Here is a 24624-nt window from a genome sequence, read left to right as displayed (position 1 = left end):
CACTCATCCGCTTGCGGCCATGTCGTCCTCGGTCGATTCCACTCTTTCGTCCCCATCAACGCAGCGCGGTGCGCGCGGCCGTCTGGTGCAGCGCTTCGACCGCTGGGCGCTGGCGCGACACACGCCCGGCAGCAGCACCCGGCTGACGCATCGCAACGTCTACATCCTGCCCACCCGTGTCGGCCTGTTTTTCGCCGTCTTACTGCTGGTACTGCTGGTACTGAGCATCAACTACCAGCTCAATCTCGGCTATCTGCTCACCTTTCTGCTTGCGGGCAGTGCGATGATGGCCATGCATGTCACGCACAACAATCTGCGCGGCCTGCAGCTTGCCGCGCGTGCCCCCGAAGGCCTGCTGCACCAGGGGCAAAGCGCCCGCCTTGGGGTGCTGCTGCAAGGCGGCACACGCGACCGCTGGGGGCTGGCGCTGCGTCCGGCAGGCTCGCCACCCTCGCCTCAGCCCGTAACCCCGGCCCGGCGCCGCGCCAAGGCCGCCGCCACACCCTACCCCTGGACGTACACCGACTGCGGCAAAGAGGCCGAAGCCCTCGTGACGCTGAGCTGGACGCCGCCCCACCGCGGCCTGCTGCCCTGGCCGCTGCTCACCGTCGAGAGCCAGTATCCGCTGGGGGTGTGGACGGCCTGGAGCCGCTGGCGGCCGCAAGGCGAGCTGCTGGTGCTGCCCGCCGTGGAACACCCCGCCCCACCCTTGCCTGCCGCGCGGCCCACGCCGGGCAGCGGCCCCGCCGTGGCGCGCGGTGGCAGCGAGACCGAAGGCGTGCGCCCCTGGAGACCGGGGGACGCGCTACGGCAGGTGCTGTGGAAAAAGTTCGCCCGCAGCGACGAGCTCGTCAGCCGCGACACCGCCCAGCCGCAGGCCCGCGCCGAGCTGTGGCTCGATTTCGCCGCGCTGCCCGCCTCGCTTGACACCGAAGCCCGGCTGTCGCGGCTGTGCGCCTGGGTGCTGGCCGCCGACCGCGCGGGCATGCCCTACGGGCTGCGTCTGGGCACGCAACAGCTCGCGCCGTCCACCGGCGCCGCACACCGCGCAGCCTGCCTGCGACTGCTGGCGCTGCATCCCGGGCCTTTGCGGCTGCGCGCCACCCAGGCTTCCGCACAGACAGGTGCCGCGGCATGAATCCGAGCGCGTCACAGCCCGCAGGGTTCGCGCGTTGGGCGCAGCGCATGCAGGCGCTGCCGCGCGACGCGCGCGACACGCTGTTTCTCCTCGGCGTGTCGCTGCTGCTGATGCTGCCGCTGTTCATCCATCTGCCGCTGTGGGCGAGCGTGCTGGTGATCGGCCTGCTGGCCTGGCGCGCGGTGCTCGCCTGGCGCGGCGCGCCCTTGCCGCACCGCACGCCCATCGTGCTGCTGCTGATCCTGGCCATCGTCATCACCCTGTGGGAATTCCATACCGTGCTCGGACGCGACGCCGGCGTCACCCTGCTGTGCGTGCTGCTCGGGCTCAAGACCCTGGAGATGCGCTCGCGGCGCGACGCCCACGTGCTGTTCTTCCTCGGCTTTTTCACCATCGCCGCCAATTTCCTGTTCTCGCAGTCGCTGGGCACGGCGCTGGTCATGGTGCTGGCCACCTGGGGCATGCTGGCCGCGCTGATCAACGCCAACCTGCCCGCCGGACGGCCGCCGCTGCGCCATATCCTGATGAGCGCGCTGCGCATGATGGCGCTGGGCGCACCGGCGATGATCGTGCTGTTCATGGTGTTCCCGCGTCTGAGCGCGCCGCTGTGGGCCTTGCCGCGCAGTGGCGATCAGGCCATCACCGGGCTGTCGGCCAGCATGTCGCCGGGGCAGATCGCAGAACTCGCGCGCGACGATTCGGTCGCCTTCCGCGTGGTGTTCGACGGCCCCCGCCCGCCCGACCGTGACCTTTATTGGCGCGGGCCGGTGCTGAGCACCTTCGACAACGGCGTATGGCTGCCTCGCCCCGGCGAGCGCGACCACGCCAGCCTCAAGCCGCCGCCCGACCTGCAGCTTCTCGGCCCGCTGGTGCGCTACACCATCACCCTGCAGCCCACGCAGCAGACCTTCGTCTTCGCCCTCGATGCGCCTAAGGCAGCGCCGCCCCTCGAAGGCTATCGGGTGCACTGGCTGCCCGACCTGCAACTCGTCGTCGGCCGCCCTCTCGACCATCTCGCCCGCTACACCGTGGAGTCGTCGCCGCAGTTCCGCTACGGCCCGCAGCAGCTCACCCCCGAGCTGCAGGCCGATGAAAGCTTCCCGCCGGGGTTCGATCCCCGCAGCGTGGCCCTGGGCAAGCAACTCGCCGCGCAGGCCCGCGCCGCAGGTAAGGGCGGCGCTTTCGTGGCGCAGGCGCTGCTGCACATGTTTCGCACCCAGCCCTTTCGCTACACCCTCAACCCCGGCACCTATGGCCTGCGCGACGGCGTGGACGAGTTTCTCTTCGACCGCCGCGCCGGTTTCTGCGAGCACTACGCGCAGGCCTTCGTCGTGGTGATGCGCGCCGCCGGCATACCCGCGCGCATCGTCACCGGCTACCAGGGCGGGCGCTACAACCCGGTGGACGACACCTGGGTGGTGCGCCAGAGCGACGCCCACGCCTGGGCCGAATACTGGCTGCCCGAACGCGGCTGGGTGCGCGCCGACCCCACCGCTGCGGTCGATCCCGCACGCATCGACCGCAGCGGCGCCACCCTCGCCGCACGCGAGCCGCTGCTGGGCATGGCCGCGCTCGGCCCGCGCGATGCCGCGCTGCTGCTGCAACTGCGCAACCGCTGGGACGCGCTCAACAACGCCTGGAACCAGTGGGTGCTGAACTACGGCAGCAACCGCCAGCAGGATCTGCTGCGCAAGCTCGGCCTGCAGCAGCCCGACATGGCCACGCTGGCGGCGCTGGCCATCGCCACCCTGCTCGTCGCCACTGCCGCAGGCGGCGCCTTGCTCGCGCTCGAACGTCGCCGGCAAGACCCGTGGCGCCAGACCTACGCCCTGCTGCGCGCCAGGCTGGAACAGGCAGGCATCGACAGCGAACCGTCCACCCCGCCCCGCGCCCTGGCCGCCCGGCTGCAACGCGCAAGCCCGGACGGCACCGCGCTGACGCCCCAGGCCCTGCAAGCGGCCGCCACCCTGCTGCTGCAGCTCGAACGCTGGCGCTACGCCCCTCCCGGCGACGCCGGTCAGCGCAAATCGAAATGGGCCGAGCTGCAGCGCGCGGTGCGCCGCTGGCGGGGATGAGCAGGCTTGTCGGGCATGAGCGACACCCCCTGGCGATGCTGCGCCCCGCGAGCCCGACTGCGGCCTGTCGGCAATCGGCGACAAAAAAAGCCCTATCCATCAAGGACTCACGTCAACACCGGCCTGTGCGTTGCCCCTGCCCGACGGTTTCTGCCGCCTCGGGCCTGCATCCACGCCCGCAATGCCGCGTCTGTACCCCTTGGCAGCCCTAGCTTGCTGATTTGACAGGTTTTTTACACCTTGGCACATCGATTGCTGAAACCGCCCTGCGGGCACCACGCCCGAGTCACTTTCAAGGAGTTCGATATGCGTACCACTTCCACTCTTCGCTCCGGCAAGTTCGCCCAAGCCCTGGCTGCCACCCTGCTCGTCGCGTCCGCAGGCATGGCCAGCGCCTATGCCGCCGAGACCGCCGCGCCGTCCAAGGCCATGTGCGAAAAGGAAGCCAAGAGCCAGGGCCTGACCGGCGAAAAGGAAAAGGCCTTTGTGGATCAGTGCATGCACGGCGGCATGCACGGGCAACAGCAATAAGCCCAGATTGTTCATTAGGGCACGGGATGATGGCGAGGCGGGTTGGGGATGGATTTGGCCTCGTGCGACAAGCCCATAGCCCAAGCTATGGGCGCGAAGCACGGGGGCAAAGACACCCCAAACCGGCGGCCAGCGCCCGTGCAGGCGCGAAGCGCCGCCTAATGGACAATTTGGGATAAATTGCCTCGAGCGCGGGCGTCACCGTCCCGTACCGTGCTCAACAAAAAAGCCCGTCTTGGACGGGCTTTTTCATTTTTCGCTGAAAGACGCGATCACGCAAACTCGGCCAGCGCCTTGCGCATCTTCTTCATCGCTGCCACCTCGATCTGGCGGATGCGCTCGGCCGACACGCCGTACTCGGCGGCCAGTTCGTGCAGGGTCTTGCCGCCGCTGCCGTCGTCGGCCACCTGAAGCCAGCGCTGCTCCACGATGGCGCGGCTGCGCGGGTCGAGCAGTTCGAGCGCGCTCTCCAGCCCTTCGACCTGCAGCCGGTCGTGGCTGCGCGCTTCGAGCACGGCCACCGGCTCTTGAGTCGTGTCGGCCAGGTAGGCGATGGGCGCGTAGTTCTCCTCGCCATCTTCCACAGTGGGATCGAGCGCGATGTCGGCGCCGCCCATGCGGCTTTCCATCTCGATCACGTCTTCGCGCTTGACCGACAGCGCCTGCGCCATCTCGTCAATCTGCGCCTCGTTCATGCCGGCATTGGCCGTCTTCATCGAGCGCAGGTTGAAAAACAGCTTGCGCTGCGCCTTGGTCGTGGCCACCTTCACCAGCCGCCAGTTGCGCAGGATGTATTCGTGAATCTCGGCCTTGATCCAGTGCAGCGCATAGCTCACCAGCCGCACGCCGTGCTCGGGGTCAAAGCGCTTGACCGCCTTCATCAGACCGATATTGCCCTCTTGAATCAGGTCGGCATGCGGCAGGCCGTAGCCCAGATATTGCCGCGCCGTGGACACCACCAGCCGCAGGTGCGACAGCACCAGCTTGCCCGCCGCGTCCTTGTCACCCTGCTCGCGCCAGGTGCGCGCCAGACGCGCCTCTTCCTCCGCGCTGAGCATGGGCATGCGATTAACGGCACTGATGTAGGCATCCAGATTGCCCAGGCTGGGCAGGGCGAGCGGAAACGCGCCATCGACCTGGGCCGGGCGCAGGGCAAGTGCGGCTGACGGGGTGTGGGTCATCGATGGAATCCTCCTGTTCGTGCCGATATTAGCACTCACGAGTAGAGAGTGCTAAGGGCGGAAAGTTCCCGGGTGGGGGTCAGGTCTAGCTTCGTAGCACCATGCCCTCCATGCTACGAAGCTAGACCTGACCCCCAGGCCGACGCTTGTTGCGCACCACCCCGACAACCAGGTAGCCCGAAATCAGCACGAACAGCGCCGCAAGCGCGGCCTGCCCGTAGCCAGCAAAGCCGGCCGGGTTCTTCCACTGGTGTTTGAGCACCTCGTTGGCCAGCGCCTGCGACTGCGCCGCGGGTGCGAAGCTCAAGGTGGGATCGAGCCGCTTCGCCAGTTCCAGTTCCTTCTCGGCAAGCGGCCATTTGCCCTCGACCGCCAGCAGCCGCGCTTCCAGATAGTGGGCCGAAGCCGAATGCGGCTGGTCTGCCAGCACCTGCGCCAGCGCATGATCGGCCTGCGTCAAATGACCGGCATCCAGCAGCGCCGACGCCTGCTCGAGCGTGGCCGCCTGCGCGACGCCCGAAATCAGCGCCAGGGCCAGAAAAAGAGGGGCAAAGCGTTTCAAGGAGTGGATTGGCATGAACGAAAGGGCGCGAGGTCAATGTCCATATTGTGTTCACCCACGCCTCGGCTTGCTGTGACAAGTTGTTCCTTGCCCCGGACTACGCCGCCCTCGCCGCCTCTACCATCACACCATGATCGCCCCGCCCACCGCCGCCGCTGCCCATCCCGACGACGCCCGCGCCGCCGCCTTTATCGCCCGCTGGAGCGGCGTCGCCGCCTCCGAGCTTTCCACCGCGCAGAGCTTCGTGCGCGAGCTGTGCGAACTGCTCGACGTGCCCTTGCCGCACCCCACGCCCGAGCAGGACTACATGTTCGAGCGCCCCGTCACCTTTCGTCACGGCGACGGCAGCAGCAGCCCCGGCCGCATCGACTGCTACCGGCGCGGCTGCTTCGTGCTCGAAGCCAAGAAACTGCGCGCCGCCAGCGACACCCGCCGCTTCGACGACGCCCTGCTGCGCGCCCGCGCCCAGGCCGAGGGCTACGCCCGCGCGCTCGAACCTGCCGAGCTTGCCGCCGCCGGGCGCCCGCCCTTCCTGCTTGTGGTCGATGTCGGCCAGCTCATCGAGGTCTATGCCGAGTTCACCCGCAGCGGCGCCACCTACACCCCGTTCCCCGATCCGCGCAGCCACCGCATTGCTCTGGCCGACCTCGCCCGCGCCGAGGTGCGCGCCACCCTGCGCCGCATCTGGCTCGACCCGCTCTCGCTCGACCCCGCCCGCGCCAGCGCCCGCGTCACCCGCGAGGTTGCGGCCCGGCTGGCCGAGCTGGCCCGCAGCCTCGAAGCCAGCGGCCACGCCCCGCAGCACGTTGCCGCCTACCTCACCCGCTGCCTGTTCTCCATGTTTGCCGAAGACGTGGAACTGCTGCCCCGTGCCGACGGCGAAGGCAGCTTCGCCCGCCTGCTGCGCCAGTACTGCGACGACCCCGCCACACTCCAGCGCATGCTCGCCGCGCTGTGGGCCGACATGGACCGCGGCGGCTTTTCCGTCGCCCTGGCGCAGACCGTGCTGCGCTTCAACGGCAAGCTGTTCAAGGGCGCCAGCGACGACGCCTACTCCCTGCCCCTCACCCGCGAGCAGGTGGACTTGCTGCTGGCCGCCGCGCGCGCCAACTGGCGCGAAGTCGAGCCCGCCATCTTCGGCACCCTGCTCGAGCGCGCCCTCGACCCCGCCGAGCGCCACGCCCTCGGCGCGCACTACACCCCGCGCGCCTACGTCGAGCGTCTGGTGCTGCCCACCGTGATGGAGCCGCTGCGCGCCGAATGGGCCGACGCCCAGGCCGCCGCGCTGCTGCTCGCGCACGAAGCCGCCGAGCTCGAAGGCCGCGCGCGCGAAGCCAAAATGGAAGCCGCCCGCGCCGAACTGCGCCGCTTTCACCACCGCCTGTGCACCCTGCGCGTGCTCGACCCCGCCTGCGGCAGCGGCAACTTCCTCTACGTCACCCTGGAGCACTTGAAGCGCCTCGAAGGCGAAGTGCTCAACCAGCTCGCCGCCCTCGGGCAAACGCAGGACAGCCTCGCGCTCGAAGGCGAAACCGTCACCCCGCGCCAACTGCTCGGCATCGAAGTCAACGCCCGCGCCGCCGCCCTGGCCGAACTCGTGCTGTGGATCGGCTACCTGCAATGGCACATCCGCACCCGCGGCAACCGCGCCGTGGCCGAGCCCGTGGTGCACGACTGGGGCAACATCGTCTGCCGCGACGCCGTGCTCGCCTGGGCCAGCCAGCGCCCCCTGCTCGACGAACGCGGCCAGTTGCGCACCCGCTGGGACGGTCGCAGCTTCATCCCCCACCCCGCTACCGGCGAGCCCGTGCCCGACCCCGCCGCGCAAGTGCCGCAATGGGCCTACGACCAGCCCCGCCGCGCCGACTGGCCGCAGGCCGAGTTCATCGTCGGCAACCCGCCCTTCATCGGCGCCGCCGCCATGCGCGGCGCCCTGGGCGACGGCTATGTGGACGCGCTGCGCGCCGTCTGGCCCGAGGTGCCCGACAGCGCCGACTTCGTCATGTTCTGGTGGCACGCCGCCGCGCGCAAGGTTGCCGCAGGCGAGGCCCGGCGCTTCGGCTTCATCACCACCAACAGCCTGCGCCAGACCTTCAACCGCCGCGTGGTGCAAAGCGCCTTGCAAGACGGTTTACACCTCGTTGACGCCATTCCCGATCACCCCTGGGTGGACAGCGCCAGCGGCGCCGCCGTGCGCATCGCCATGACCGTGGCCGCCCCCGGCGCGGGCGCAGGGCGGCTGCAAACCGTCACCGCCGAAGTGCCCGGCGAGCACGGCGAAATGCAGGTGCAACTGCGCGAGCACACCGGGCTGATTCATGCCGATCTGACCGTGGGACCGAACCTGCTGTCGGCGCGCCCTCTGGAGGCTGACCTCGGCTTGAGCAACCGCGGCGTGCAACTGTTCGGGTCTGGCTTCATCGTCACCCCCGAGCAGGCCGCCGCGCTCGGGCTGGGCCGCGAGCCGGGACTGGAGCAGCGCATCCGCCCCTACCGCAACGGCCGCGACCTCACCGACACCCCGCGCGGCGTGCTCGTCATCGACCTCTTCGGCCTCGACGCCGAGCAGGTGCGCAGCCGCTACCCAGCCGTCTATCAATGGCTGCTCGAACGAGTGAAGCCCGAGCGCGAGCAGAACAACCGCGCTGGTCGGCGCGAAAAATGGTGGCTTTTCGGTGAAACCAATCCCAAACTGCGCAAACAACTCGCCGGTCTGCCGCGCTTCATTGCCACCGTCGAAACCGCCAAGCACCGCACCTTCCAGTTCCTTGACGTCGCCATCCTGCCCGACAACAAACTCATCGCCATCGCCCTCGACGACGCCTTTTACCTCGGCGCGCTCTCCAGCCGCCTGCACGTCGAATGGGCGCTGGCGACGGGCAGCCGACTCGGCGTCGGCAACGATCCGGTCTATGTCAAAACCCGCTGCTTCGAAACCTTCCCCTTCCCCGACGCCGACACCGGCCTCACCCCCGCGCTGCGCCAGCGCATCGCCGAACGGGCCGAAGCCATCGACGCCCACCGCAAGCGCGTGCTCGCCGCCCACCCCGACGCCCTCACCCTCACCGCGCTCTACAACGTGCTCGACGCCCTGCGCGCAGGCCGCCCCCTCACCGCCAAGGAGCGCGCCGTGCACCAGCTCGGCCTGGTCGCCGTGCTGGCCGAACTGCACGCCGAACTCGACGCCGCAGTCCTCGCCGCCTACGGCTGGGCCGACCTCGCCGCGGGCGACACCGATGCCGCCACCCGCACCGAACTGCTCACCCGCCTGCTCGCCCTCAACCACGCCCGCGCCGCCGAAGAAGCCGCAGGCACCGTGCGCTGGCTGCGCCCGGCGTTGCAGAACCCGCAGACCGCCACCACCCAGCCGTCACAAGTCCGGCTGGAAGGGTTGGATGGGGTCAGGTCTAGCTTCGTAGCATCCAGCGCCGAGCCTGCCGCCCAGCCCTGGCCCGCCACCCTGCCCGAGCAGATGCGCGCCATGGCCGACCTGCTCGCAGCCAGCCCCCAACCGCTGGGCGAGAGCGACATCGCCACCCGCTTCAAAGGCCGCGGCCCGTGGAAAAAGAGCTTGCCCCGCATCCTCGACACCCTCGAAGCCCTGGGCCGCGCCCGCCGCGAAGGGGCGGGCTGGCGGGGATGACTCTTCGAGGAAGAGTTTGGGACAGAGCGCGGGCGCTCGAGGGTGCGCCTCTCAAACGCTCCCCAGACCTCCCCACCGCATGGGGGAGCTGGGAGGGGAAGGCCCTTGCAGGGCGGGGCCCATGACCGGTTCATCCTTCTCCATGACGGATCAATAGGCGGGGGCAGGTCTCGCTTCGCGAAGCCCTTGCGGCGCGACGGGGCATCGCCGTGTGTTGCAACGGGATACACTATTGGCCATCATGTCACTGTTCCTGCGCCCTGTTCTCATTCTGCTGCTGGTGCTGCTGCCGTTGCGCGGCTGGGCGCAGGCGAGCATGACGGCGGACGGCTGCGCCATGCGCGGGGAGGCCGTGCATGCCTTGCAGATGGATGGCATGGCCGCGGCGCACATGGCGACGATGACGGGCTGCCATGAGCAGATCGCATCCGACCATGGCGCTTCTGGCGACATCGACCCCACGGCGCATGACCACCAGCACTGCGTGATCTGCCACCTCGCCGTGGCCCAGCCCTCGGCGTTCGAACTGCTCGTGGCCCACGCCGCGCAGCACCCCTGCCCTGCTGCGGCCAACACGGCCTGGCACAGCGCAGAGCTGCAAACCCTGCAGCGCCCGCCCAGAACCTGACCCTCGTCACGTCTGCGTCGCGGCGCGGCCCTTGCGGCTGCGCCGCATATCGTGTCGCCGCAACGGTTTGCGGCTCGATCGAGGTGTCTTTTCATGTTGAACCCACCCCAAGTGCCCATGCGGCCGCGGGCGTTGCGGCTGAGTGCGCTGGCGGCTTGCGCGCTGCTGGCCGCCTGCGCCCCGCTGCAAACCCGGCAGTCGCTGCAAGCGGCCAATGCCATCGCCCAACCCCACACCGGCCAGCCGGTGCAACTGCTGCACGATGAGGCGCAGCGCCAGTCGGCGCGGCAGCAGATCGACGCGCTGCTGGCTAAGCCCCTGAGCGCCGACGACGCCGTGAGCGCCGCCCTGCTGGGCAGCCCCGCGCTGCAGGCGCTGATCGCGCAGGCGCAGGCCGATTCCGCCGCGTCCACTCAGAGCGCCCGGCTGACCAATCCAGTGTTCGGCTTTGAGCGCCTGCTCATTGGTGGCGGAGGCGTGGAAATCACCCGCAGCCTGAGCATCGGCCTGCTCGACCTGCTCACCCTGCCCACGCGTTCGCGCCTGAACCACGCCCGACAGAAGCAGCTCGAACTCGCCCTGGCCCGCGAGGTGCTGCGCACCGCCGCGCAGGCGCGCATGGCGTGGGTGCAGGCCGTGGCGGCGCAGCAGACCACCGCTTACGACCGCGATGTGGTGGGCGCCGCCCAGGCCACCGCCACGCTGGCCGAGCGCCTGCAGGCTGCGGGCAACTTCACCAAACTCGACGCTGCGCGGCAAGGTCTGTTCGCCGCCGACAGCGAATTGCGGCTGCAGCGCGCGGTGCTCGCCGCCAGCCAGAGCCGCGAAGCGCTGGTGCGCGCGCTGGGTCTTTCGGACGCGCAGGCCGCGGCCTTGAGGCTGCCGACGCAACTGCCGACCGTACCGCCGCAGCCCCCCTCGGAGGACGGCCCCATGCTGCAGGCCGCGCTCGATCATCGTCTGGACGTGCAACTCGCCCGCGCCGAACTCGACGCGCAGGCCCAGGCCGCAGGGCTCGCTCGCGGCACCAGTCTGGTCGAGCATGTGGACTTGGGCGGCGTGCGCAAGACCTTGAGCGACGCGCCGCCGCAAAACGGCTTCGACCTGAGCCTGCCCTTGCCACTGTTCAACCTGGGCGACGCCATCCGCAGCGCGGCCGACAACCAGATGCTGGCCGCGCGCAACCGGCTGCTCGCCACCGCGCAGCGCGCCGCCTCGCAACTGCGCGAAGCCGACGCCCAGCGCCGCAGCGCCTGGCAGCAGGAGCGACTCGGCCGCAGCAAGGTCGTGCCGCTGGCGCAGACCGTCCTCGACGAGAGCCAGCTTCGCTACAACGGCATGCTCATCGGCACCTTCGAGCTGGTGGCCGCGGCGCAGACCCAGGCGCAGGCGGTGCGCGCCGCCATCGCCGCGCAGCGCGACTACTGGCTGGCCGACGCCGCCTGGCAGGCCGCGCAGCTCGGCGTGGACGTCAGCCCCGGCGCATCCATCGACACGCCCGCCGTCAACTCCCCTTCAGCATCCTCCGGCCATTGAGCGCCGCCTCCCTTCGAGACCCTCCCATGAATACCCGCCGCAACTTTCTCGCCGCCGCCGGGCTGCTCGCCGCAGGCGCCGCCAGTCGCAACGCCCTGGCCACCGCACCCGAGCCTCACCACCACGACAGCGCCGACACCGCACCGCCGCTGCACCCCGGCAGCGGCCGACCCTACAACCCCGTCGTCACCCTCAACGGCTGGAGCCTGCCGTTTCGCATGAAGAACGGCGTCAAGGAATTCCACCTCGTGGCCGAGCCGGTGGAGCGCGAGATCGCCCCCGGCATGATCGCCCGGCTGTGGGGCTATAACGGATCGAGCCCCGGCCCCACCATCGAGGCGGTGGAGGGCGACCGCGTACGCCTGTTCGTCACCAACAAGCTGCCCGAGCACACCACGGTGCACTGGCACGGCCTCATCCTGCCCAACGGCATGGACGGCGTGGGCGGCCTGACGCAGCCGCAGATCAAACCCGGCCAGACCTTCGTGTATGAATTCGTGCTGCACAACAGCGGCACCTTCATGTACCACCCCCATGCCGATGAAATGGTGCAGATGGCCATGGGGGCGATGGGGCTGTTCATCGTCCACCCCAGGAACCCGCGGCAGATGGCTGTCCACCGCGACTACGCCTTTCTCATCAACGCCTACGACATCGACCCTGGTTCGAGCGTGCCGAAGGTGAACACCATGCTCGACTTCAACCTGTGGACGTGGAACAGCCGCGCCTTCCCCGGCATCGCCCCGCTGGTGGCGCGCACCGGCGAGCGCGTGCGCATCCGCATGGGCAACCTGACCATGACCAACCACCCCATCCACCTGCACGGCCATGTGTTCGAGGTCGCGGGCACCGACGGCGGCTGGGTGCCCAGGACGGCGCGCTGGCCCGAGGTGACGGTGGACATTGCCGTGGGACAGATGCGCGCCATCGAGTTCATCGCCGACAACCCCGGCGACTGGGCCTTTCACTGCCACAAGTCGCACCACACCATGAACGCCATGGGCCACAGCGTGCCCACCATGATCGGCGTGCAGCAGGACGACCTCACCCCGGCGCTGCAAAAGCTGCTGCCCGACTATATGGCCATGGGTTCCAGCGGCATGGCGGAGATGGCCGAGATGGACATGCCCCTGCCCGACAACACCCTGCCGATGATGACCGGCCGCGGCCCCTACGGCTCGGTGGAAATGGGCGGCATGTTCAGCGTGCTCAAGGTGCGCGACAAGCTGCCTGCGGCCTCCACCGAACAGCTCGCCTGGGCCGGCCTCGACGCCTTCGGCTGGTACGCCATGCCCTCCGGCACCCAGGCCCACACCGTGCCGACCGACACCGCCCCCGCCGCGCCGCGCGACCCGCATGCGCCCAAGCCCGCAGCCGAGGCCGGGGCGCGGGTGCTGCAGGTGCAGAAGCCGACGCACCTGCATGGGCATTGAAGCGCCCCCGTTCGCCCCATTTGTCTTTCCCACCCACCTCACCAGGAGAACCGCATGAACACCGTCCGCAAACCCCTCACTACCCTCGCACTCGCCCTCGCCCTAACCGCCCCGGCGCTGGCCGCGCAAAGCCACGCCGACCACGACCATTCCACGCCGGATGGCATGGCGCAGCACATGCAGATGATGCAGATGCCCGCCGCCTCGGGCGCCGCCACGCAGCAGGCGCAGGCGAATGGCGAAGTGCGCAAAATCGACCCCGCCAGCGGCAAGATCACCCTGCGCCACGGCCCCATCCCCAGCCTGGGCATGGGCGCCATGACCATGAATTACCGCCTGGCCGACCCCAAGCTGATCGACGGCCTCAAGGTGGGCGACAAGGTGCGCTTCACCGTGCAGCAGCAAGATGGCACCGATGTGGTGACGCGCATCGACAGGGTTCAGTGAGGACTCTCGGGCGGCGCGCGACAATGGCACCTTCGCAGCATGTCCGCGCTCCGTCACCCACCATGAACCTGCGCTCCGCCGCCCCCGCCCTTGCCGCCGCGCTGCTGTTCGGCGCCAGCACGCCGCTGGCCAAACTGCTGCTGGGCGACATGCCGCCGCAACTGCTCGCAGGGCTGCTCTATCTGGGCAGCGGCGCGGGTCTGGCGCTGCTGATGGTGCTGCGCAAGTTGCGCGCAGGAGCAGCCGTGCCGGATGTGCGCATTCCGCGGGCCGATCTGCCCTGGCTGCTCGGGGCGATTGCCGCGGGCGGCGTGGCAGGCCCGGTGCTGCTGATGTTCGGCCTGCAGCGGCTCGATGCGGCCAGCGCCGCGCTGCTGCTCAATCTGGAGGGGGTGTTCACCGCGCTGCTGGCCTGGGTGGTGTTCCGTGAAAACGCCGACCGCAGCATCGTGCTGGGCATGGCTGCCATCGTGGCAGGAGGGCTGCTGCTGGCCTGGACGCCCGGAGCCGGGCTGGCGTTTTCGGCCGGGGCCGGGCTGGTGGCGGCCGCCTGTCTGGCCTGGGCCATCGACAACAACCTGACGCGCAAAGTCGCTACCCACGACGCCTTGCTCATCGCCGGACTCAAGGGTGCGCTGGCCGGGGCCGTGAACACCGCGGCGGCGCTGGGCGCGGGGGCATCGCTGCCGCCGACGGCAACCGTGGCCGCTGCCATGTCCGTGGGCTTTGTCGGCTACGGCCTGAGTCTGGCGCTGTTCGTCGTGGCGCTGCGCAACCTGGGCACCGCACGCACCGGGGCCTACTTTTCCGTGGCACCGCTGTTCGGCGTGTTGATCGCTCTGGCCATCTGGCCGCAATGGCCCGCGCCTGCCTTCTGGCTGGCCGCCGCGCTGATGGCGCTGGGCGTGTGGCTGCATGTGCGCGAGCGCCACGTTCACGCCCACACCCACGAGCCGATGGATCATGCCCACCGCCACCGCCACGACGCGCATCACCAGCACACCCACGATTTCCCCTGGGACGGCCGTGAGCCGCACACTCACCCGCACCACCACGCCGCCCTGACCCACACCCATGCGCATGTGCCCGACATTCATCACCGGCACGGTCATGGCTGAGTCGTAGCCAAGCCCATGCAAGACCCCAACACCGACGACCGGCTCACCCGCCTGGAAGAGAAATTCGGCTACGCCGAAGACCTGCTCGAAGCCCTCAACATGCTGGTCGCGCAGCAGCAGCAACAGATCGACTGGCTGCGGCGCGAGTTGGAAGAACTCCGCCGCCAGCGTCCGGCCGACGCGCCTTCGGCCCCGCGCAGCCTGTTCGACGAACTGCCGCCGCATTATTGAGTCAAGCTCGCCCGAGCGAACGTCGATCCCCCTCCCAGCCTCCCCCACTGCTGGGGGAGGCGCTTGTTTTACTCCCTCCCCACTGCTGGGGAGGGCTGGGGCGGGACCGCTCTGAACGCCGGATAATGGCTCTCACGCCCCGTCCCCCCATTTCACCGTCACCATGAACCCGATCTCCACCGCGCCCGGCGATGAAAGCCTCATCCAATATCCGAGCGACTTTCCCATCAAGATCATGGGCGCCAATGTCGATGGCTTCGCCGACGCGATAGCCGCCGTGGTGCTGCTGCACGCCCCCGACTTCGACCCGGCCACCATGGAGCTTCGGCCCTCCAGCGGCCGCAACTACCTGAGCTGCACCTGCACCATCCGCGCCACCAGCCGCGCCCAGCTCGACGATCTGTACCGCGCGCTCACCAGTCATCCGATGGTGAAAGTGGTGCTGTAAAGCCGCGCCACGGCGGGCTTCTAAAACCGCGAACAGGCCGCGCCGCCGAAGTTTTCGCGTATGCCGCTGATGTCGGGGCTGTGCCGGGCGGCATCGAGAATGCGCCTGGCCACATCGCGCGGAGTGTTGCTGGGAAAGGTGATTTCGAGGTAGCCGAAGTTCACCACCCGATAGCTCACATAGTCGCTCGCATCGAAGTCGAACAGGATCTGATCCATCGCGTCTTCGGCACGGCTGGATGCGCTCTGCGCCTGCGCGGGTAGCACGGCGAGTGCGGCCACGCAGAGAGTGGCACCGGCCAGCACGGAGGTCCAGGTTTTCATGGCGGCTCCTTCGGTCTTTACTGGATGGGCCGATTGTGAACCTTTCCGCCGACCGGTCTCCCCCGCGATTGCATGGATCGCGACCGCGCGGGGCATGCGCATCAGCGGCGCTGGCGCAGTTCATCATGCACGGCGGCGGCCAGTGCGGCGAGGTCGGCCTGCGATGCGTCCAGCGGGGCGAGGTAGAGCATGCGCTGCAGGCGCTCGGCATGGCGGCGCAGGGCATGCGCTTCGGGCACGCCTGCCTCGTGCAGCCATGCTTGCAGCGTTGGCGCGGAGGTGGCAGAGACCTTCACGGCCAGCCAGGCGCGCAGCAGCGCCTCCGGGGTGTCGGCCTGCGCCACGGCGCGCAGGGCGGCACGGCGGCGATGCGCGCGACACGCCAGACATGCCGCCGCACGCAGACCGAACAGCAGACCGAGCACGCCCGCCCCACCCAGCAGGCCGATGGCCAGATGCCGCGGGCGCGGATCGTCCACCAGCAAAGCCGGGGGCTGCCAGTGGGCGGTGGCGGGCAATGCCGTGCGCGGATCGAAATAGTCCAGCCGCAGCGCCGGGGCCTGCAGCCGCCCGGCGGACGGTGGTCGCAGATAGAGGTCGATGTCCCACGCATCGTCGCTGCCGTCGGCGCCGTCGCCCGCGCGGTGCGCTTCGACGCCCGCCGCGCCGAAGGCAGGCGGCAGCGCCGCGCTCCAGGCATTCGCTACGCGCAAGACCTGGGCGCGGTCGATGCCGGGCGACGACAGCCGCAGCCGCCACACGCCGGTCTGGCCCAGCCGCAGCGCGGTCGAGGCCTGCACCACCTCAAGCTGCGGCGCGCCGATCAGGCCGTCGGTCGGCCACCATTGCGGCAGCGCCCGTGCGTCGAACTGCAGCGGCGGCGGCTCGTACACCCGCAACTGGCCGAAGGCATGCGCGCGCACCAGACCGAAATCCACCGTCACTGCCCCGGCCTGCAGCGGCAGCACCTGCCAGGCAAAGACCTGCACGAGCTGGGCGGTGCCATCGATGACTTCGGTGCGCGTGGTCTGGTCCAGCGGCACCAGCCTGGCCTGGGCGCTGCGCGCGGGCGGCGTGTTCCACACCAGATTGCCCGCGCCGATGACCCATAGCTCGACCCGCAGCGGCTGCAGCGCGTAGGGACGGGCGGGTTGCATCTGCGTGCGCCATTGCAGCGGCGCCTCGCCCGCGGCGGCGGGCGCCACCTCCACGGTCTGCGCCGGGCAGCGGGCGCTGCCTGCGCTCATCTCGGGCAGGGTCAGCCGCCCGCTGCGCAGGGGGATGAGGGTGAGCACGGCGCTCTGCTCGCGATGCCCCGCGGCGTCGCTGCCGCTGGCGCCCTGCTGCTCGGTGAGCAGCCAGTCGGGGCGCAGGCTGGCGGCGGTGATGTCAGGTAGGGACTGAGCCGTGTCGCGGGCGGTGAGCGTCCAGGTCAGCGGGTGGCCGAGCACGGGTGTGGCGCTGTCCACCCTGCAGGTCAGAGTGCCCTGCGCTGCCGCGCATGCGGTGAAAGCCGAAAGCAAAAGCCCGGTGGCGGCAAGCAGCCAGCGCATCATGGCGCAGCTCCTGCAGCCGCGCGGGTGTCGAGCGCGGCGCGTTGCGCCAGCAGTTCGGCGCGGGCATCGAGGAGCAGTTGCACCCGTTTGTCCATGCCGGCCCAGTCGAGCGCGGGCGGTTGCCACGCGGCTTGCGCCACGGCTGCGCTCGCGCCAGTCGGGGCGCTCAGATGCCCTTGGGCAGACAGCGCCGCGCCCTGCTGCAACGGGGCCGAAGCCTGCGCGCGCGGATGATGTTTGAGCTGCGACGGGGTGTCGGAGGTCTGCTGGCCGAAGCGCGACTGATGGCTGGGCGGGGCGCGCTTGGCGATGCCCACGAGATAGCTCGGCGGGTGCTCGGTCTCATACACGCGCCGAGCGAGCCGGGCATTGCGCTGCGCCTGGGCGTCATTCGGGCGCAGACGCAGCGCCGCGTCGAAAGCCTGCACGGCTTCGAGCGATCGGCCGGGCAGATGCAGGGTGGCATTGCCCAGGTCGTAGAAGGCCGCGAACCGCTGCCCCGGCGTGTCGGCCAGCAGCAGGGCGCGATGAAACGCCTGCGCCGCCACCTGATAGTGCCCCAGCCGATAGGCCGCCGCGCCCTCACCCATGCGTGCGGCGTAGCCCGGCAGCGCGGCATAGCGCTGCTGCGCCTCGGCGTAGCGGCCCTGCTGCCAGGCCGACCAGGCCGCGTGTTCGGCGCGACGTTGCGGCAATGGCTCGGCGGCGCGAGCCGACGGTGCATGGGTGAGGCTCGCGCCCAAGAACAAGGCGGCGAGCAGCAACGCGGGCATGGCCCGAGGGCGCGGCCACGCCGACACTAGCAGCACGACCAGCGCGGGCAGCAGGAACAGCCCGTACAGCTCGCGCCAGGCGGTGACGGCCGACGCTGCCGCCGGGCTAGCGGGCAGACGCGCCATGCCCTGCGCGTACAGGCGCTGCCACGCCGCGGTGCCAGTCTGCCCCGCTGCCACGGCATCCCACTCGCCGCCACTCGTCTGCGCCACGGCGCGCAGCACGGACGCGGCCTCGGCAGACAGGCCGGGCAGCGCCAGGCCGTAGAGCGGCAGATGCGCAGCGCGCAGGGCGCGGCCAAGCGCGGCCCCGTCGAGATCGGACGGCAGCGCCAGCCCTGGGCCAGCCATGAGCAGCAGGGCTCCGGGCTCGCCTTCGGCCTGCTGCCGCAGGCGCTGGCGCGCGAGGTCGAGCAGACCCGGCAGCGCGGCGCCTGCGCCGTCCACCGCCAGAATCTGCGGCCGCGCCTGATCGGCGGCGTGGTTGAAGAGCGCCGGGTCGTTGGTCGGCGGCAGCAATTGCGCCACAGCCATCGCTGCGCCAGGCCGGGAGGCGCCGTAGGCGATGAGCCCGAGGCGCTCGCCGCTCAGCTCGGGCCACAGCGCGGCCAGCAGCAGGCGCTGCTGCTCCAGCGGCGAGAGCGTGGCGTCGGCGGGCGCGGCGCTGGCTGCGGCGCTCGCATCCATCAGCACCATCACGGCGATGCGGTGCGGCCCTGCGGCGCCGGCGGCGTCGGTCAGTGGCTGGCGCGGGCCTGCGGCGGCGAGCGCAAGCAGCGTCCACATCAGGGTGTCGCGCAACAGACGGCCCCAGACGGCACGGGCGGGAGGCTGCGCGGTGGCGAACGGCAGCAGCTCGGCGTCGGCCCAGCGCAGCGCCACATGGCGCTCGGCACGCGCGCTGCGAAGCCGCCATGCGGCCAGCCCCAGCGGCACGAGCAGCAGGAGCAAGGCCCAGGGCCGCGACCAGAACCACGGCTGGGTCCAAAGCGCGTCCCAGGACGTCATCGCCCGCCCCTTCTGAACCCACCCCCAGGTGTGGCTTCGGCGAGCAACATCAGCACCACGCCCAACAGCAGCGGCCAGATGTAGAGCGGTTGCACCGCGCGCCGGGTGGGCGGGGGGTGCAGCCGGGGGTTGAGCGCGCCGATGTCGCGCACGGCCGCCTGCTGCGCCCCGGCGCTGGCGGCGAAGTAAAAGCGCCCGCCCGTGGCCTGGGCGATGAGGCGCAGATCGGGCTGCGGCCCGGCGTAGGCCGGCACGGTGTAGGGCTGGCCCGCATCGGGCGTGCTGCCGACTTCCACGGTGTAGATGCGCACGCCGAGATGCTGCGCCAGCGCTACGGCATCGGCCGGGCTGATCTGCCCGGTGTTGCTCTGCCCCCCGTCGGTGTAGAGGATGATGATGGGCCGCAGGCGCTGCGCGGCATCGCGGCGCACTTGGCGCAGCGCCAGGGCGATGGCGTCGCCCAGCGCGGTGTTATCCCCTAGCTGTCCCACGGCGAGCAGGCCCGCCATCTGACCGGCGGCGCGGGCGTCGAAGGTCGGCGGCAAGAGCGTCGCCGCGTGACTGCCGAAGGCGACGAGGGCGAAGCGATCGCCCCGGCGCGCCTCGGCGAAATCGGCAAACACGCGCTGTGCCACCGCGAGGCGGCTGGCGGGTTTGCCGTTCCACTGCACGTCGTGCAGGCCCATGGTGAGCGAGGTGTCGAGCAGCACCACGATGTCGCGGCCCTCGGGCGCGGCAGCGATCCACGCCCCCAGCCGCTGCGGCTGCGCCAGCGCCAGCACCAGCGCCACGACGGCCAGCGCGCGCAGCAGCGGTGCCCCCAGCGCCCTGCGTGCAGGCGGACGGGCCAGCAACAAGCCATGCAGATCGGGATGCAACCATCGCAACCCGGTCGGTTCGGTCTGCACGCGCCCGCGCCATGCCGCAGCCAGCGGCAGCAAGGCCAGGGGCAGCAGCGCGAAGGCCAGCGGCTGCGCCCACACCAGTTCGCCCAGCCAGGCGACGAGCGATGCGCCGGAGTGCAGGTTCATGTCGACTCCGGCGTGAGGTCGCGCAGCGTCTGCACGAACCGGCGCTGCGCGGATGCGCGCGACCACCAGGCCGCCCGCGCCGCACGCGCAGCCGCCGTCTGCACGCCCCGCGCGACAACGCGCAACAGGACAGGATCGGGCCGGGGTGCAAAGCGCAGGGCGTCGAAGTTCGCGCGCAGCGTCTGCGGCCACCCGGCCTCGGGCCAGCACCGCCGCACGCTAGTGGCGAGTTCCACAGCCGCCGACGCGGTGGGCACGCCATCGCCCTGCGCGGCGCGGGCCCGGGCGCAAAGCTGCCTCCAGCGCTTGCCGCGACGCCAGGCCAGCAGCGCCCAGGCGAGGAGCAGCAGCACCGCCAGCAGCGACCACGCGACCCACGGCATCTGCCACCACGGCAGCGGCGGCAGGGGCGCCGGGGGCGGCGGCGGAAGAATGTCGGCCAGCGCCGCGAGGCGATCCATCACTCCCCCAGCGCACGCAGGCGCTGCAGCACGGTGGCGTCGGACTGCTCCACGCCTGCGGCGATGCAGCGCAGGCCGCGCGAGCGCCACCGGGCCAGACGGGCCTCGTGGCGTCGTCCAGCGCGCTCGGCAAACTGCGCCCTGGCGTCGCCCTGCAGACGCCCCGTCTGCCGCTGCGCCAGGTCGAGAAATTCGACCGCACCCGATTCCAGCCCCGGCGGCAGTGCGGCCTCGACCGGATCGCGCACCTCGAGCAGCAGCACTTCGGCTCGGCTGCACAGCGCCCACAGTGCGGCGTCGGATTCGGGCGTGTCCCAACCCGCGCCGTCGCTGGCCAGCACCACCCGCGCCCCGGAGGGCAGGCGGCGCAGCACATGGCCCACCCAGCCCTCGACGCCCGCGGGTATGGGTGAAGGCGCGGCTTCCGCGTGCGGCGGCTCGATGGTCTCGGTCTGCAGCCTGCGCGCAAGCTGCTGCAGCGCGGATCGCCCACGACCAAGCTCGGTGGCGTGCACCGTATCGCGCCAGATGCCCAGGCTCACCTCGCCGCTGGCGCCTTCTGCCGCCAGCGCATACGCCGAGGCCGCCAGCAGCAGCATGCGCGCCGCCTGTTCGGCCTTGGTGCGGCTGCGCGTGCCGAACACCATGCCCGGCCGCAGATCGAGCAGCAGATGCAAGGCGGTGGCCTGTTCCTCATGATGCACCCTGACATAGGGCCGCCCGGTGCGGGCGAGCAGCCGCCAGTGCAGGTCGCGCAGATCGTCGCCGGGCTGATAGACGCGGCTCTCGGCATAGTCGAGCCCGCGCCCTTTCCAGCTCGAGGGCGCCTCGCCCGCCGACTGTCTGGCCACCGGCCGAGGGGGCTGGGCCATGCGCTGCGCCGCTGCGAGGGCGATGAGCCCGGCGGCATCGTCCGCCTGCAGCAAGGGCCGCGGCCGCGCTGCGGCGAACGCGCTTTGAACAGCCCAGAGCCGGGGCAAGATCGGCATGACCCTCAAACGCGCGTCAGGGCCATACCATCGCCGCCAGCAGCTCGGCGATCAGGCTGTCGGCAGTGACATCGCGCAGCCCCGCCTCCAACGACAGCACGATGCGGTGACGCAGCACGTCGGGCGCCAGGGCGATGACGTCGTCGGGCAACACGAAGTCGCGCCCGCGCAGGTAGGCCATGCCGCGCGCCGCGTGCGCCAGCGCCAGCACCGCACGCGGCGACGCCCCGGCCGCCACCACGCCCGCCAGACCCGGCACCCGCTGCTCGGGCGCGCGGGTGATTCGCACGAGTTCGACGATGGCGCGCTGCAGGCTCTCGGCCACATGCACCTGCAACACCTCCTGCCGCGCCGCCAGCACCGCGGCAATGTCCATCGTCTGCGCCTGGTCGCGGGCGGCGAGCTGGCGCGCCGGGTCGCTGGCCTGAAGGTGCATCTGCAGGATGCGCAGCTCCTCGTCGGCTGCGGGGTAGTCGAGACGCACATGCAGCAGAAAGCGGTCGAGCTGCGCCTCGGGCAGGGCATAGGTGCCGGCCTGCTCCAGCGGATTCTGCGTGGCCAGCACCAGGAACAGCGGCGGCAGCGGATAGCTCACGCCGCCCACGGTGATCTGCCGCTCCTGCATGGCTTCGAGCAGCGCCGACTGCACCTTGGCCGGGGCGCGGTTGATCTCGTCGGCCAGCACGATGTCGTGAAACAGCGGCCCGCGCACGAAGCGCACCGAGCCGTCGCCCGGGTTGAAGACCTCGGTGCCGGTGAGATCGCCCGGCAGCAGATCGGGAGTGAACTGCACGCGCTGGAAACCGGCGTGCACTCGGCTGGCGAGCGCCTTGACCGCGGTAGTCTTGGCCAGCCCGGGCAGACCTTCGAGCAGCAGATGCCCTCCGGTGAGCAGGCCGATGACCAGACGGTCGAGCAGCGCCGTCTGGCCGACGATGTCGGTGGCGAGCTGCGCGCGCAGGGCGGCCACTTCGGCCTGGTGGGGATAGGTCATGACGAGACTGGAATGGGGTGCATGCGCATGGATGGATGGTAGGAGCGCCTGTGCGCTTTCCGCAGCGGACAAACCCGCAACGCCGTGCCCGCCGGAACAATCTCTGATCGACAAACATTCGAACGTTCGTTAGAGTGTGTTTCATGGAATCCCGCGAACTGAAGAATCATCTGTACCAGCAGGTTGCCCGCATCGGCGCTGCCGTCTCCAGCCCCAAGCGGCTCGAACTGCTCGAAATCCTGGCCCAGGGCGAGAAGCCGGTGGAGGCGCTGGCGCGTGAAGCCGCCATCGACATGAAACTCGCCAGCGCCCATCTGCGCGTGCTCAGAGGCGCGCAACTGGTGCAGGTGCGGCAAGAGGGCAAGAAGCGTCTTTACCGCCTCAGCGGCGCCGACGTGGCCGCGCTCTGGGTGGCGCTGCGCAGCGTGGCCGAGGCGCATGTGGCCGATCTGCAGATGGTGATGCAGCGGCTGTTTGCGGGACCCGAGCGCCTGACGCTGGAGAGCAGCCAGACCCTGCTGGACAAGGTGAGCAAGGGCGACGCGGTCCTCATCGACGTGCGCCCGGAGGCCGAATACCGCACCGCGCATCTGCCCGGGGCGCGGTCTCTGCCGCTGGCCGAGCTGCAGGCGCGTCTGAGCGAGCTGCCCCGCGGCAAGGACATCGTCGCCTATTGCCGCGGGCCGTTCTGCGTCATGTCCGACGCCGCGGTGAAGCTGTTGCTGCAACATGGCTTTCGCGCCAGCAAGGTAGCCGAGGGCGTGCCGGAATGGCAAGCTGCGGGGTTGCCGCTGGAGCAGGATGACGCGTAGAAAGCTCATCATGCGCCACGCGCCCTCCGCCCCGATCGACGGTGGTCAACCCGATGCCGAGGCGACGTCAACCCAGCATCTGCAAGGCATCCGCATCAACCTGCACCAGTTCATCTGGCAGGCGGTGCAGGTGGGCTTCGTCGGCCTGATCATCGGCATGGAGCGCATTGTGCTGCCGGTGGTAGCTGCGCAGGATTTCGGCGTGCCCAAGTCGTCCTTCCTCTACCTGATGGCCTTCGTCATCTCGTTCGGGCTGGTCAAAGGCGCGCTCAATTTCGTCGCCGGGCGGCTGTCCGAGCGCATCGGACGCAAGCCGGTGCTGGTGATGGGCTGGCTGGCGGCCATTCCCATCCCGCTGCTGATCTATTTCGCGCCCAACTGGTGGTGGGTGGTGGTGGCCAACCTGTTTCTCGGCGTGAATCAGGGATTCGCCTGGAGCATGACCGTGACCAGCAAGGTGGACATCACCCGCGCCGAGCAACGGGGACTTGCCACCGGCATCAACGAGTTCGCGGGCTATGCCGCGGTGGGGCTGGCAGGCATCGCAACCGGCTACTTGGCGCAGCTTGTCGGCCCGCGCCCTGCCCTGTTGGGGTTCGCCCTGCTGGTGATTGCCGCTGGACTCGGAACCGCGCTGTTGTTCGTGCGCGAAACCCTGCCCTGGGCGCAGGCGGAAAGCAGGCGGCACGCCGATGGCAGGCACCAGGGCGTCAAGCCCATGTTCGCGCAAGGGCTGCCCGCGCATCCGACCTCGTTGCAGGTGTTCGCCTTCGTCTCTTTCGGCCACGCCACGTTCTCAGCGCTGTGCCAGGCCGGGGTGGCCAACAAGGTGGCCGATACCCTGCTGTGGGTGCTGTTTCCGCTCTATCTGCACGGCCACGGCCTGAGCGTGGTGGACATCGGCTGGGTCACCGGGGTCTATGGTCTGACCTGGGGCGCCTCGCAGTTGTGGACCGGGCCGCTGTCGGACCGCATCGGCCGCAAGCCCCCCATCGTCGCCGGGTTGTGGCTGCTGGCACTGGGCGTGGCCTCGGTTTTCCTGGTCACAGGCACAGCCGCCTGGCTGGCCGCCGCCGCGGTGATGGGCGTGGGCATGGCGCTGCTCTACCCCAACCTCATCGCCGCCGTGGCCGACATCTCGCACCCGAACTGGCGCAGCTCCTCGCTGGGCACCTACCGCTACTGGCGCGACACCGGCTACGCCCTGGGCGCACTGGTGCTGGGCGGCGTCGCCCAGGCTGCCGGACTGATCGCCCCGACATTCTGGTTCACCGCCGTGCTGCTGCTGGCCTCAGGCCTGTGGGTGTTGCTGCGCGCGCACGAAACCCATCCCCGCTTCACTTCACCGTCACCGTCCCGGTCATGAAGGTGTGCACCGCGCAGTGGTAGGGATAGCTGCCGGGTTTGTCGAAGGTGTGGCTGAAGCTCTTTCCGGGTTGCAGCAGGCCCGAGTCCCACAGCTTGGTGTCGCTGGTGGTGGTGTGGGCGAAGCTGTCGTCGTTGGTCCAGGTCACCGTGGTGCCCGGCGCCACGGTCAGCGCGTCGGGGTGGAAGTTCATGCCCTTGATCTGAACCTGCACGGACGCCGCGAAGACGCTTGCGGGCAGCAAGAGCAGGACGAGGGTGAAGCTGGCAAATCGGCGCATGTCGATCTCCTCTTTGACATGCCCTATCCATAGAATATGTCGCGCTCGACCGGGTAGCTC

General features: G+C 70.2%; 23 protein-coding genes. 13 read left to right on the top strand and 10 right to left on the bottom strand.

The window, feature by feature from the left end:
* Positions 1 to 19: 19 nt before the first annotated feature.
* The 3 genes from ASC45_RS03445 (at position 20) to ASC45_RS03435 (ending at position 3744) form a co-directional block, all read left to right on the top strand.
* Positions 20 to 1138, top strand: coding sequence for a DUF58 domain-containing protein (locus tag ASC45_RS03445; RefSeq protein WP_055449636.1), 1119 nt, complete (start codon positions 20 to 22; stop codon positions 1136 to 1138).
* A complete protein-coding gene (locus ASC45_RS03440; protein WP_055449635.1) occupies positions 1135 to 3213 on the top strand; it encodes a transglutaminase TgpA family protein in 2079 nt (692 codons plus the stop codon). Before ASC45_RS03445 ends, ASC45_RS03440 begins: the two co-directional genes overlap by 4 nt.
* Positions 3214 to 3519: 306 nt before the next feature.
* The gene (locus ASC45_RS03435; protein WP_055449634.1) at positions 3520 to 3744 is read left to right on the top strand and encodes a hypothetical protein; all 225 of its coding nucleotides are present in this window, start codon (positions 3520 to 3522) and stop codon (positions 3742 to 3744) included.
* A 272-nt stretch (positions 3745 to 4016) separates the two neighbouring features.
* Here the strand turns inward: ASC45_RS03435 and rpoH are convergent, their stop codons facing one another.
* Positions 4017 to 4925: an RNA polymerase sigma factor RpoH gene (gene rpoH, locus ASC45_RS03430; protein ID WP_055449633.1), complete on the bottom strand. Its 909-nt coding sequence runs from the start codon at positions 4923 to 4925 to the stop codon at positions 4017 to 4019.
* A gap of 121 nt (positions 4926 to 5046) precedes the next feature.
* A complete protein-coding gene (locus tag ASC45_RS03425; protein WP_245609936.1) occupies positions 5047 to 5487 on the bottom strand; it encodes a tetratricopeptide repeat protein in 441 nt (146 codons plus the stop codon).
* Positions 5488 to 5617: 130 nt separating this feature from the next.
* Between ASC45_RS03425 and ASC45_RS03420 the strand changes: the two genes are divergently transcribed.
* From ASC45_RS03420 to ASC45_RS03385, 8 genes are all read left to right on the top strand, one after another.
* The gene (locus ASC45_RS03420) at positions 5618 to 9130 is read left to right on the top strand and encodes a class I SAM-dependent DNA methyltransferase (RefSeq protein ID WP_055449631.1); all 3513 of its coding nucleotides are present in this window, start codon (positions 5618 to 5620) and stop codon (positions 9128 to 9130) included.
* A 241-nt stretch (positions 9131 to 9371) separates the two neighbouring features.
* Positions 9372 to 9758: a hypothetical protein gene (locus ASC45_RS03415; RefSeq protein ID WP_055449814.1), complete on the top strand. Its 387-nt coding sequence runs from the start codon at positions 9372 to 9374 to the stop codon at positions 9756 to 9758.
* Positions 9759 to 9851: 93 nt separating this feature from the next.
* The gene (locus tag ASC45_RS03410; protein ID WP_055449630.1) at positions 9852 to 11294 is read left to right on the top strand and encodes a TolC family protein; all 1443 of its coding nucleotides are present in this window, start codon (positions 9852 to 9854) and stop codon (positions 11292 to 11294) included.
* A 26-nt stretch (positions 11295 to 11320) separates the two neighbouring features.
* Positions 11321 to 12727 carry a multicopper oxidase family protein gene (locus tag ASC45_RS03405; protein ID WP_055449629.1) on the top strand — a complete coding sequence of 469 codons (1407 nt, stop codon included), beginning with the start codon at positions 11321 to 11323 and terminating at the stop codon, positions 12725 to 12727.
* Positions 12728 to 12781: 54 nt separating this feature from the next.
* On the top strand, positions 12782 to 13174 hold the full coding sequence (locus ASC45_RS03400) for a copper-binding protein (RefSeq protein ID WP_055449628.1): 393 nt from the start codon (positions 12782 to 12784) through the stop codon (positions 13172 to 13174).
* 62 nt (positions 13175 to 13236) lie between these two features.
* The gene (locus ASC45_RS03395) at positions 13237 to 14292 is read left to right on the top strand and encodes a DMT family transporter (RefSeq protein WP_055449627.1); all 1056 of its coding nucleotides are present in this window, start codon (positions 13237 to 13239) and stop codon (positions 14290 to 14292) included.
* Between the two features lie 15 nt (positions 14293 to 14307).
* The gene (locus ASC45_RS03390; protein WP_055449626.1) at positions 14308 to 14523 is read left to right on the top strand and encodes a SlyX family protein; all 216 of its coding nucleotides are present in this window, start codon (positions 14308 to 14310) and stop codon (positions 14521 to 14523) included.
* A gap of 163 nt (positions 14524 to 14686) precedes the next feature.
* On the top strand, positions 14687 to 14971 hold the full coding sequence (locus ASC45_RS03385; RefSeq protein WP_055449625.1) for a YbeD family protein: 285 nt from the start codon (positions 14687 to 14689) through the stop codon (positions 14969 to 14971).
* A gap of 20 nt (positions 14972 to 14991) precedes the next feature.
* On the opposite strand, the gene ASC45_RS03380 is transcribed toward ASC45_RS03385, so the two are convergent.
* From ASC45_RS03380 to ASC45_RS03350, 7 genes are all read right to left on the bottom strand, one after another.
* Positions 14992 to 15294 carry a hypothetical protein gene (locus ASC45_RS03380; protein WP_055449624.1) on the bottom strand — a complete coding sequence of 101 codons (303 nt, stop codon included), beginning with the start codon at positions 15292 to 15294 and terminating at the stop codon, positions 14992 to 14994.
* A 101-nt stretch (positions 15295 to 15395) separates the two neighbouring features.
* Positions 15396 to 16850: a BatD family protein gene (locus ASC45_RS03375; RefSeq protein WP_055449623.1), complete on the bottom strand. Its 1455-nt coding sequence runs from the start codon at positions 16848 to 16850 to the stop codon at positions 15396 to 15398.
* On the bottom strand, positions 16847 to 18631 hold the full coding sequence (locus ASC45_RS03370; protein WP_055449622.1) for a hypothetical protein: 1785 nt from the start codon (positions 18629 to 18631) through the stop codon (positions 16847 to 16849). Before ASC45_RS03370 ends, ASC45_RS03375 begins: the two co-directional genes overlap by 4 nt.
* On the bottom strand, positions 18628 to 19662 hold the full coding sequence (locus tag ASC45_RS03365) for a VWA domain-containing protein (protein ID WP_141655715.1): 1035 nt from the start codon (positions 19660 to 19662) through the stop codon (positions 18628 to 18630). Before ASC45_RS03365 ends, ASC45_RS03370 begins: the two co-directional genes overlap by 4 nt.
* Positions 19659 to 20123, bottom strand: coding sequence for a hypothetical protein (locus ASC45_RS03360; protein ID WP_055449621.1), 465 nt, complete (start codon positions 20121 to 20123; stop codon positions 19659 to 19661). The genes ASC45_RS03365 and ASC45_RS03360 overlap by 4 nt, the downstream gene beginning before the upstream one ends.
* Positions 20123 to 21112: a DUF58 domain-containing protein gene (locus ASC45_RS03355; protein ID WP_055449620.1), complete on the bottom strand. Its 990-nt coding sequence runs from the start codon at positions 21110 to 21112 to the stop codon at positions 20123 to 20125. The genes ASC45_RS03360 and ASC45_RS03355 overlap by 1 nt, the downstream gene beginning before the upstream one ends.
* A gap of 16 nt (positions 21113 to 21128) precedes the next feature.
* Positions 21129 to 22106 carry an AAA family ATPase gene (locus ASC45_RS03350; protein WP_055449619.1) on the bottom strand — a complete coding sequence of 326 codons (978 nt, stop codon included), beginning with the start codon at positions 22104 to 22106 and terminating at the stop codon, positions 21129 to 21131.
* A 143-nt stretch (positions 22107 to 22249) separates the two neighbouring features.
* Between ASC45_RS03350 and ASC45_RS03345 the strand changes: the two genes are divergently transcribed.
* The gene (locus ASC45_RS03345; protein ID WP_055449618.1) at positions 22250 to 22918 is read left to right on the top strand and encodes an ArsR/SmtB family transcription factor; all 669 of its coding nucleotides are present in this window, start codon (positions 22250 to 22252) and stop codon (positions 22916 to 22918) included.
* 10 nt (positions 22919 to 22928) lie between these two features.
* A complete protein-coding gene (locus ASC45_RS03340; protein ID WP_055449812.1) occupies positions 22929 to 24284 on the top strand; it encodes an MFS transporter in 1356 nt (451 codons plus the stop codon).
* Here the strand turns inward: ASC45_RS03340 and ASC45_RS03335 are convergent.
* Entirely contained in the window at positions 24256 to 24564 is a 309-nt protein-coding gene (locus tag ASC45_RS03335; protein ID WP_055449617.1) for a cupredoxin domain-containing protein, read from the bottom strand. The two genes, ASC45_RS03340 and ASC45_RS03335, sit on opposite strands and share 29 nt — an antisense overlap.
* Positions 24565 to 24624 lie beyond the last annotated feature (60 nt).

It is taken from the genome of Thiomonas bhubaneswarensis (assembly GCF_001418255.1).
Classification (GTDB): Bacteria; Pseudomonadota; Gammaproteobacteria; order Burkholderiales; family Burkholderiaceae_C; genus Thiomonas; species Thiomonas bhubaneswarensis.
Note: the sequence above shows the minus strand (reverse complement) of the source record. Positions and strands in the feature narration are given on the sequence as shown.

Coding starts and splice junctions, on each gene's coding strand:
- ASC45_RS03445 (WP_055449636.1), top strand. CDS start 20: ATGTCGTCCTCGGTCGATTCCACTCTTTCGTCCCCATCAACGCAGCGC.
- ASC45_RS03440 (WP_055449635.1), top strand. CDS start 1,135: ATGAATCCGAGCGCGTCACAGCCCGCAGGGTTCGCGCGTTGGGCGCAG.
- ASC45_RS03435 (WP_055449634.1), top strand. CDS start 3,520: ATGCGTACCACTTCCACTCTTCGCTCCGGCAAGTTCGCCCAAGCCCTG.
- rpoH (WP_055449633.1), bottom strand. CDS start 4,925: ATGACCCACACCCCGTCAGCCGCACTTGCCCTGCGCCCGGCCCAGGTC.
- ASC45_RS03420 (WP_055449631.1), top strand. CDS start 5,618: ATGATCGCCCCGCCCACCGCCGCCGCTGCCCATCCCGACGACGCCCGC.
- ASC45_RS03415 (WP_055449814.1), top strand. CDS start 9,372: ATGTCACTGTTCCTGCGCCCTGTTCTCATTCTGCTGCTGGTGCTGCTG.
- ASC45_RS03410 (WP_055449630.1), top strand. CDS start 9,852: ATGTTGAACCCACCCCAAGTGCCCATGCGGCCGCGGGCGTTGCGGCTG.
- ASC45_RS03405 (WP_055449629.1), top strand. CDS start 11,321: ATGAATACCCGCCGCAACTTTCTCGCCGCCGCCGGGCTGCTCGCCGCA.
- ASC45_RS03400 (WP_055449628.1), top strand. CDS start 12,782: ATGAACACCGTCCGCAAACCCCTCACTACCCTCGCACTCGCCCTCGCC.
- ASC45_RS03395 (WP_055449627.1), top strand. CDS start 13,237: ATGAACCTGCGCTCCGCCGCCCCCGCCCTTGCCGCCGCGCTGCTGTTC.
- ASC45_RS03390 (WP_055449626.1), top strand. CDS start 14,308: ATGCAAGACCCCAACACCGACGACCGGCTCACCCGCCTGGAAGAGAAA.
- ASC45_RS03385 (WP_055449625.1), top strand. CDS start 14,687: ATGAACCCGATCTCCACCGCGCCCGGCGATGAAAGCCTCATCCAATAT.
- ASC45_RS03380 (WP_055449624.1), bottom strand. CDS start 15,294: ATGAAAACCTGGACCTCCGTGCTGGCCGGTGCCACTCTCTGCGTGGCC.
- ASC45_RS03375 (WP_055449623.1), bottom strand. CDS start 16,850: ATGATGCGCTGGCTGCTTGCCGCCACCGGGCTTTTGCTTTCGGCTTTC.
- ASC45_RS03370 (WP_055449622.1), bottom strand. CDS start 18,631: ATGACGTCCTGGGACGCGCTTTGGACCCAGCCGTGGTTCTGGTCGCGG.
- ASC45_RS03365 (WP_141655715.1), bottom strand. CDS start 19,662: ATGAACCTGCACTCCGGCGCATCGCTCGTCGCCTGGCTGGGCGAACTG.
- ASC45_RS03360 (WP_055449621.1), bottom strand. CDS start 20,123: ATGGATCGCCTCGCGGCGCTGGCCGACATTCTTCCGCCGCCGCCCCCG.
- ASC45_RS03355 (WP_055449620.1), bottom strand. CDS start 21,112: ATGCCGATCTTGCCCCGGCTCTGGGCTGTTCAAAGCGCGTTCGCCGCA.
- ASC45_RS03350 (WP_055449619.1), bottom strand. CDS start 22,106: ATGACCTATCCCCACCAGGCCGAAGTGGCCGCCCTGCGCGCGCAGCTC.
- ASC45_RS03345 (WP_055449618.1), top strand. CDS start 22,250: ATGGAATCCCGCGAACTGAAGAATCATCTGTACCAGCAGGTTGCCCGC.
- ASC45_RS03340 (WP_055449812.1), top strand. CDS start 22,929: ATGCGCCACGCGCCCTCCGCCCCGATCGACGGTGGTCAACCCGATGCC.
- ASC45_RS03335 (WP_055449617.1), bottom strand. CDS start 24,564: ATGCGCCGATTTGCCAGCTTCACCCTCGTCCTGCTCTTGCTGCCCGCA.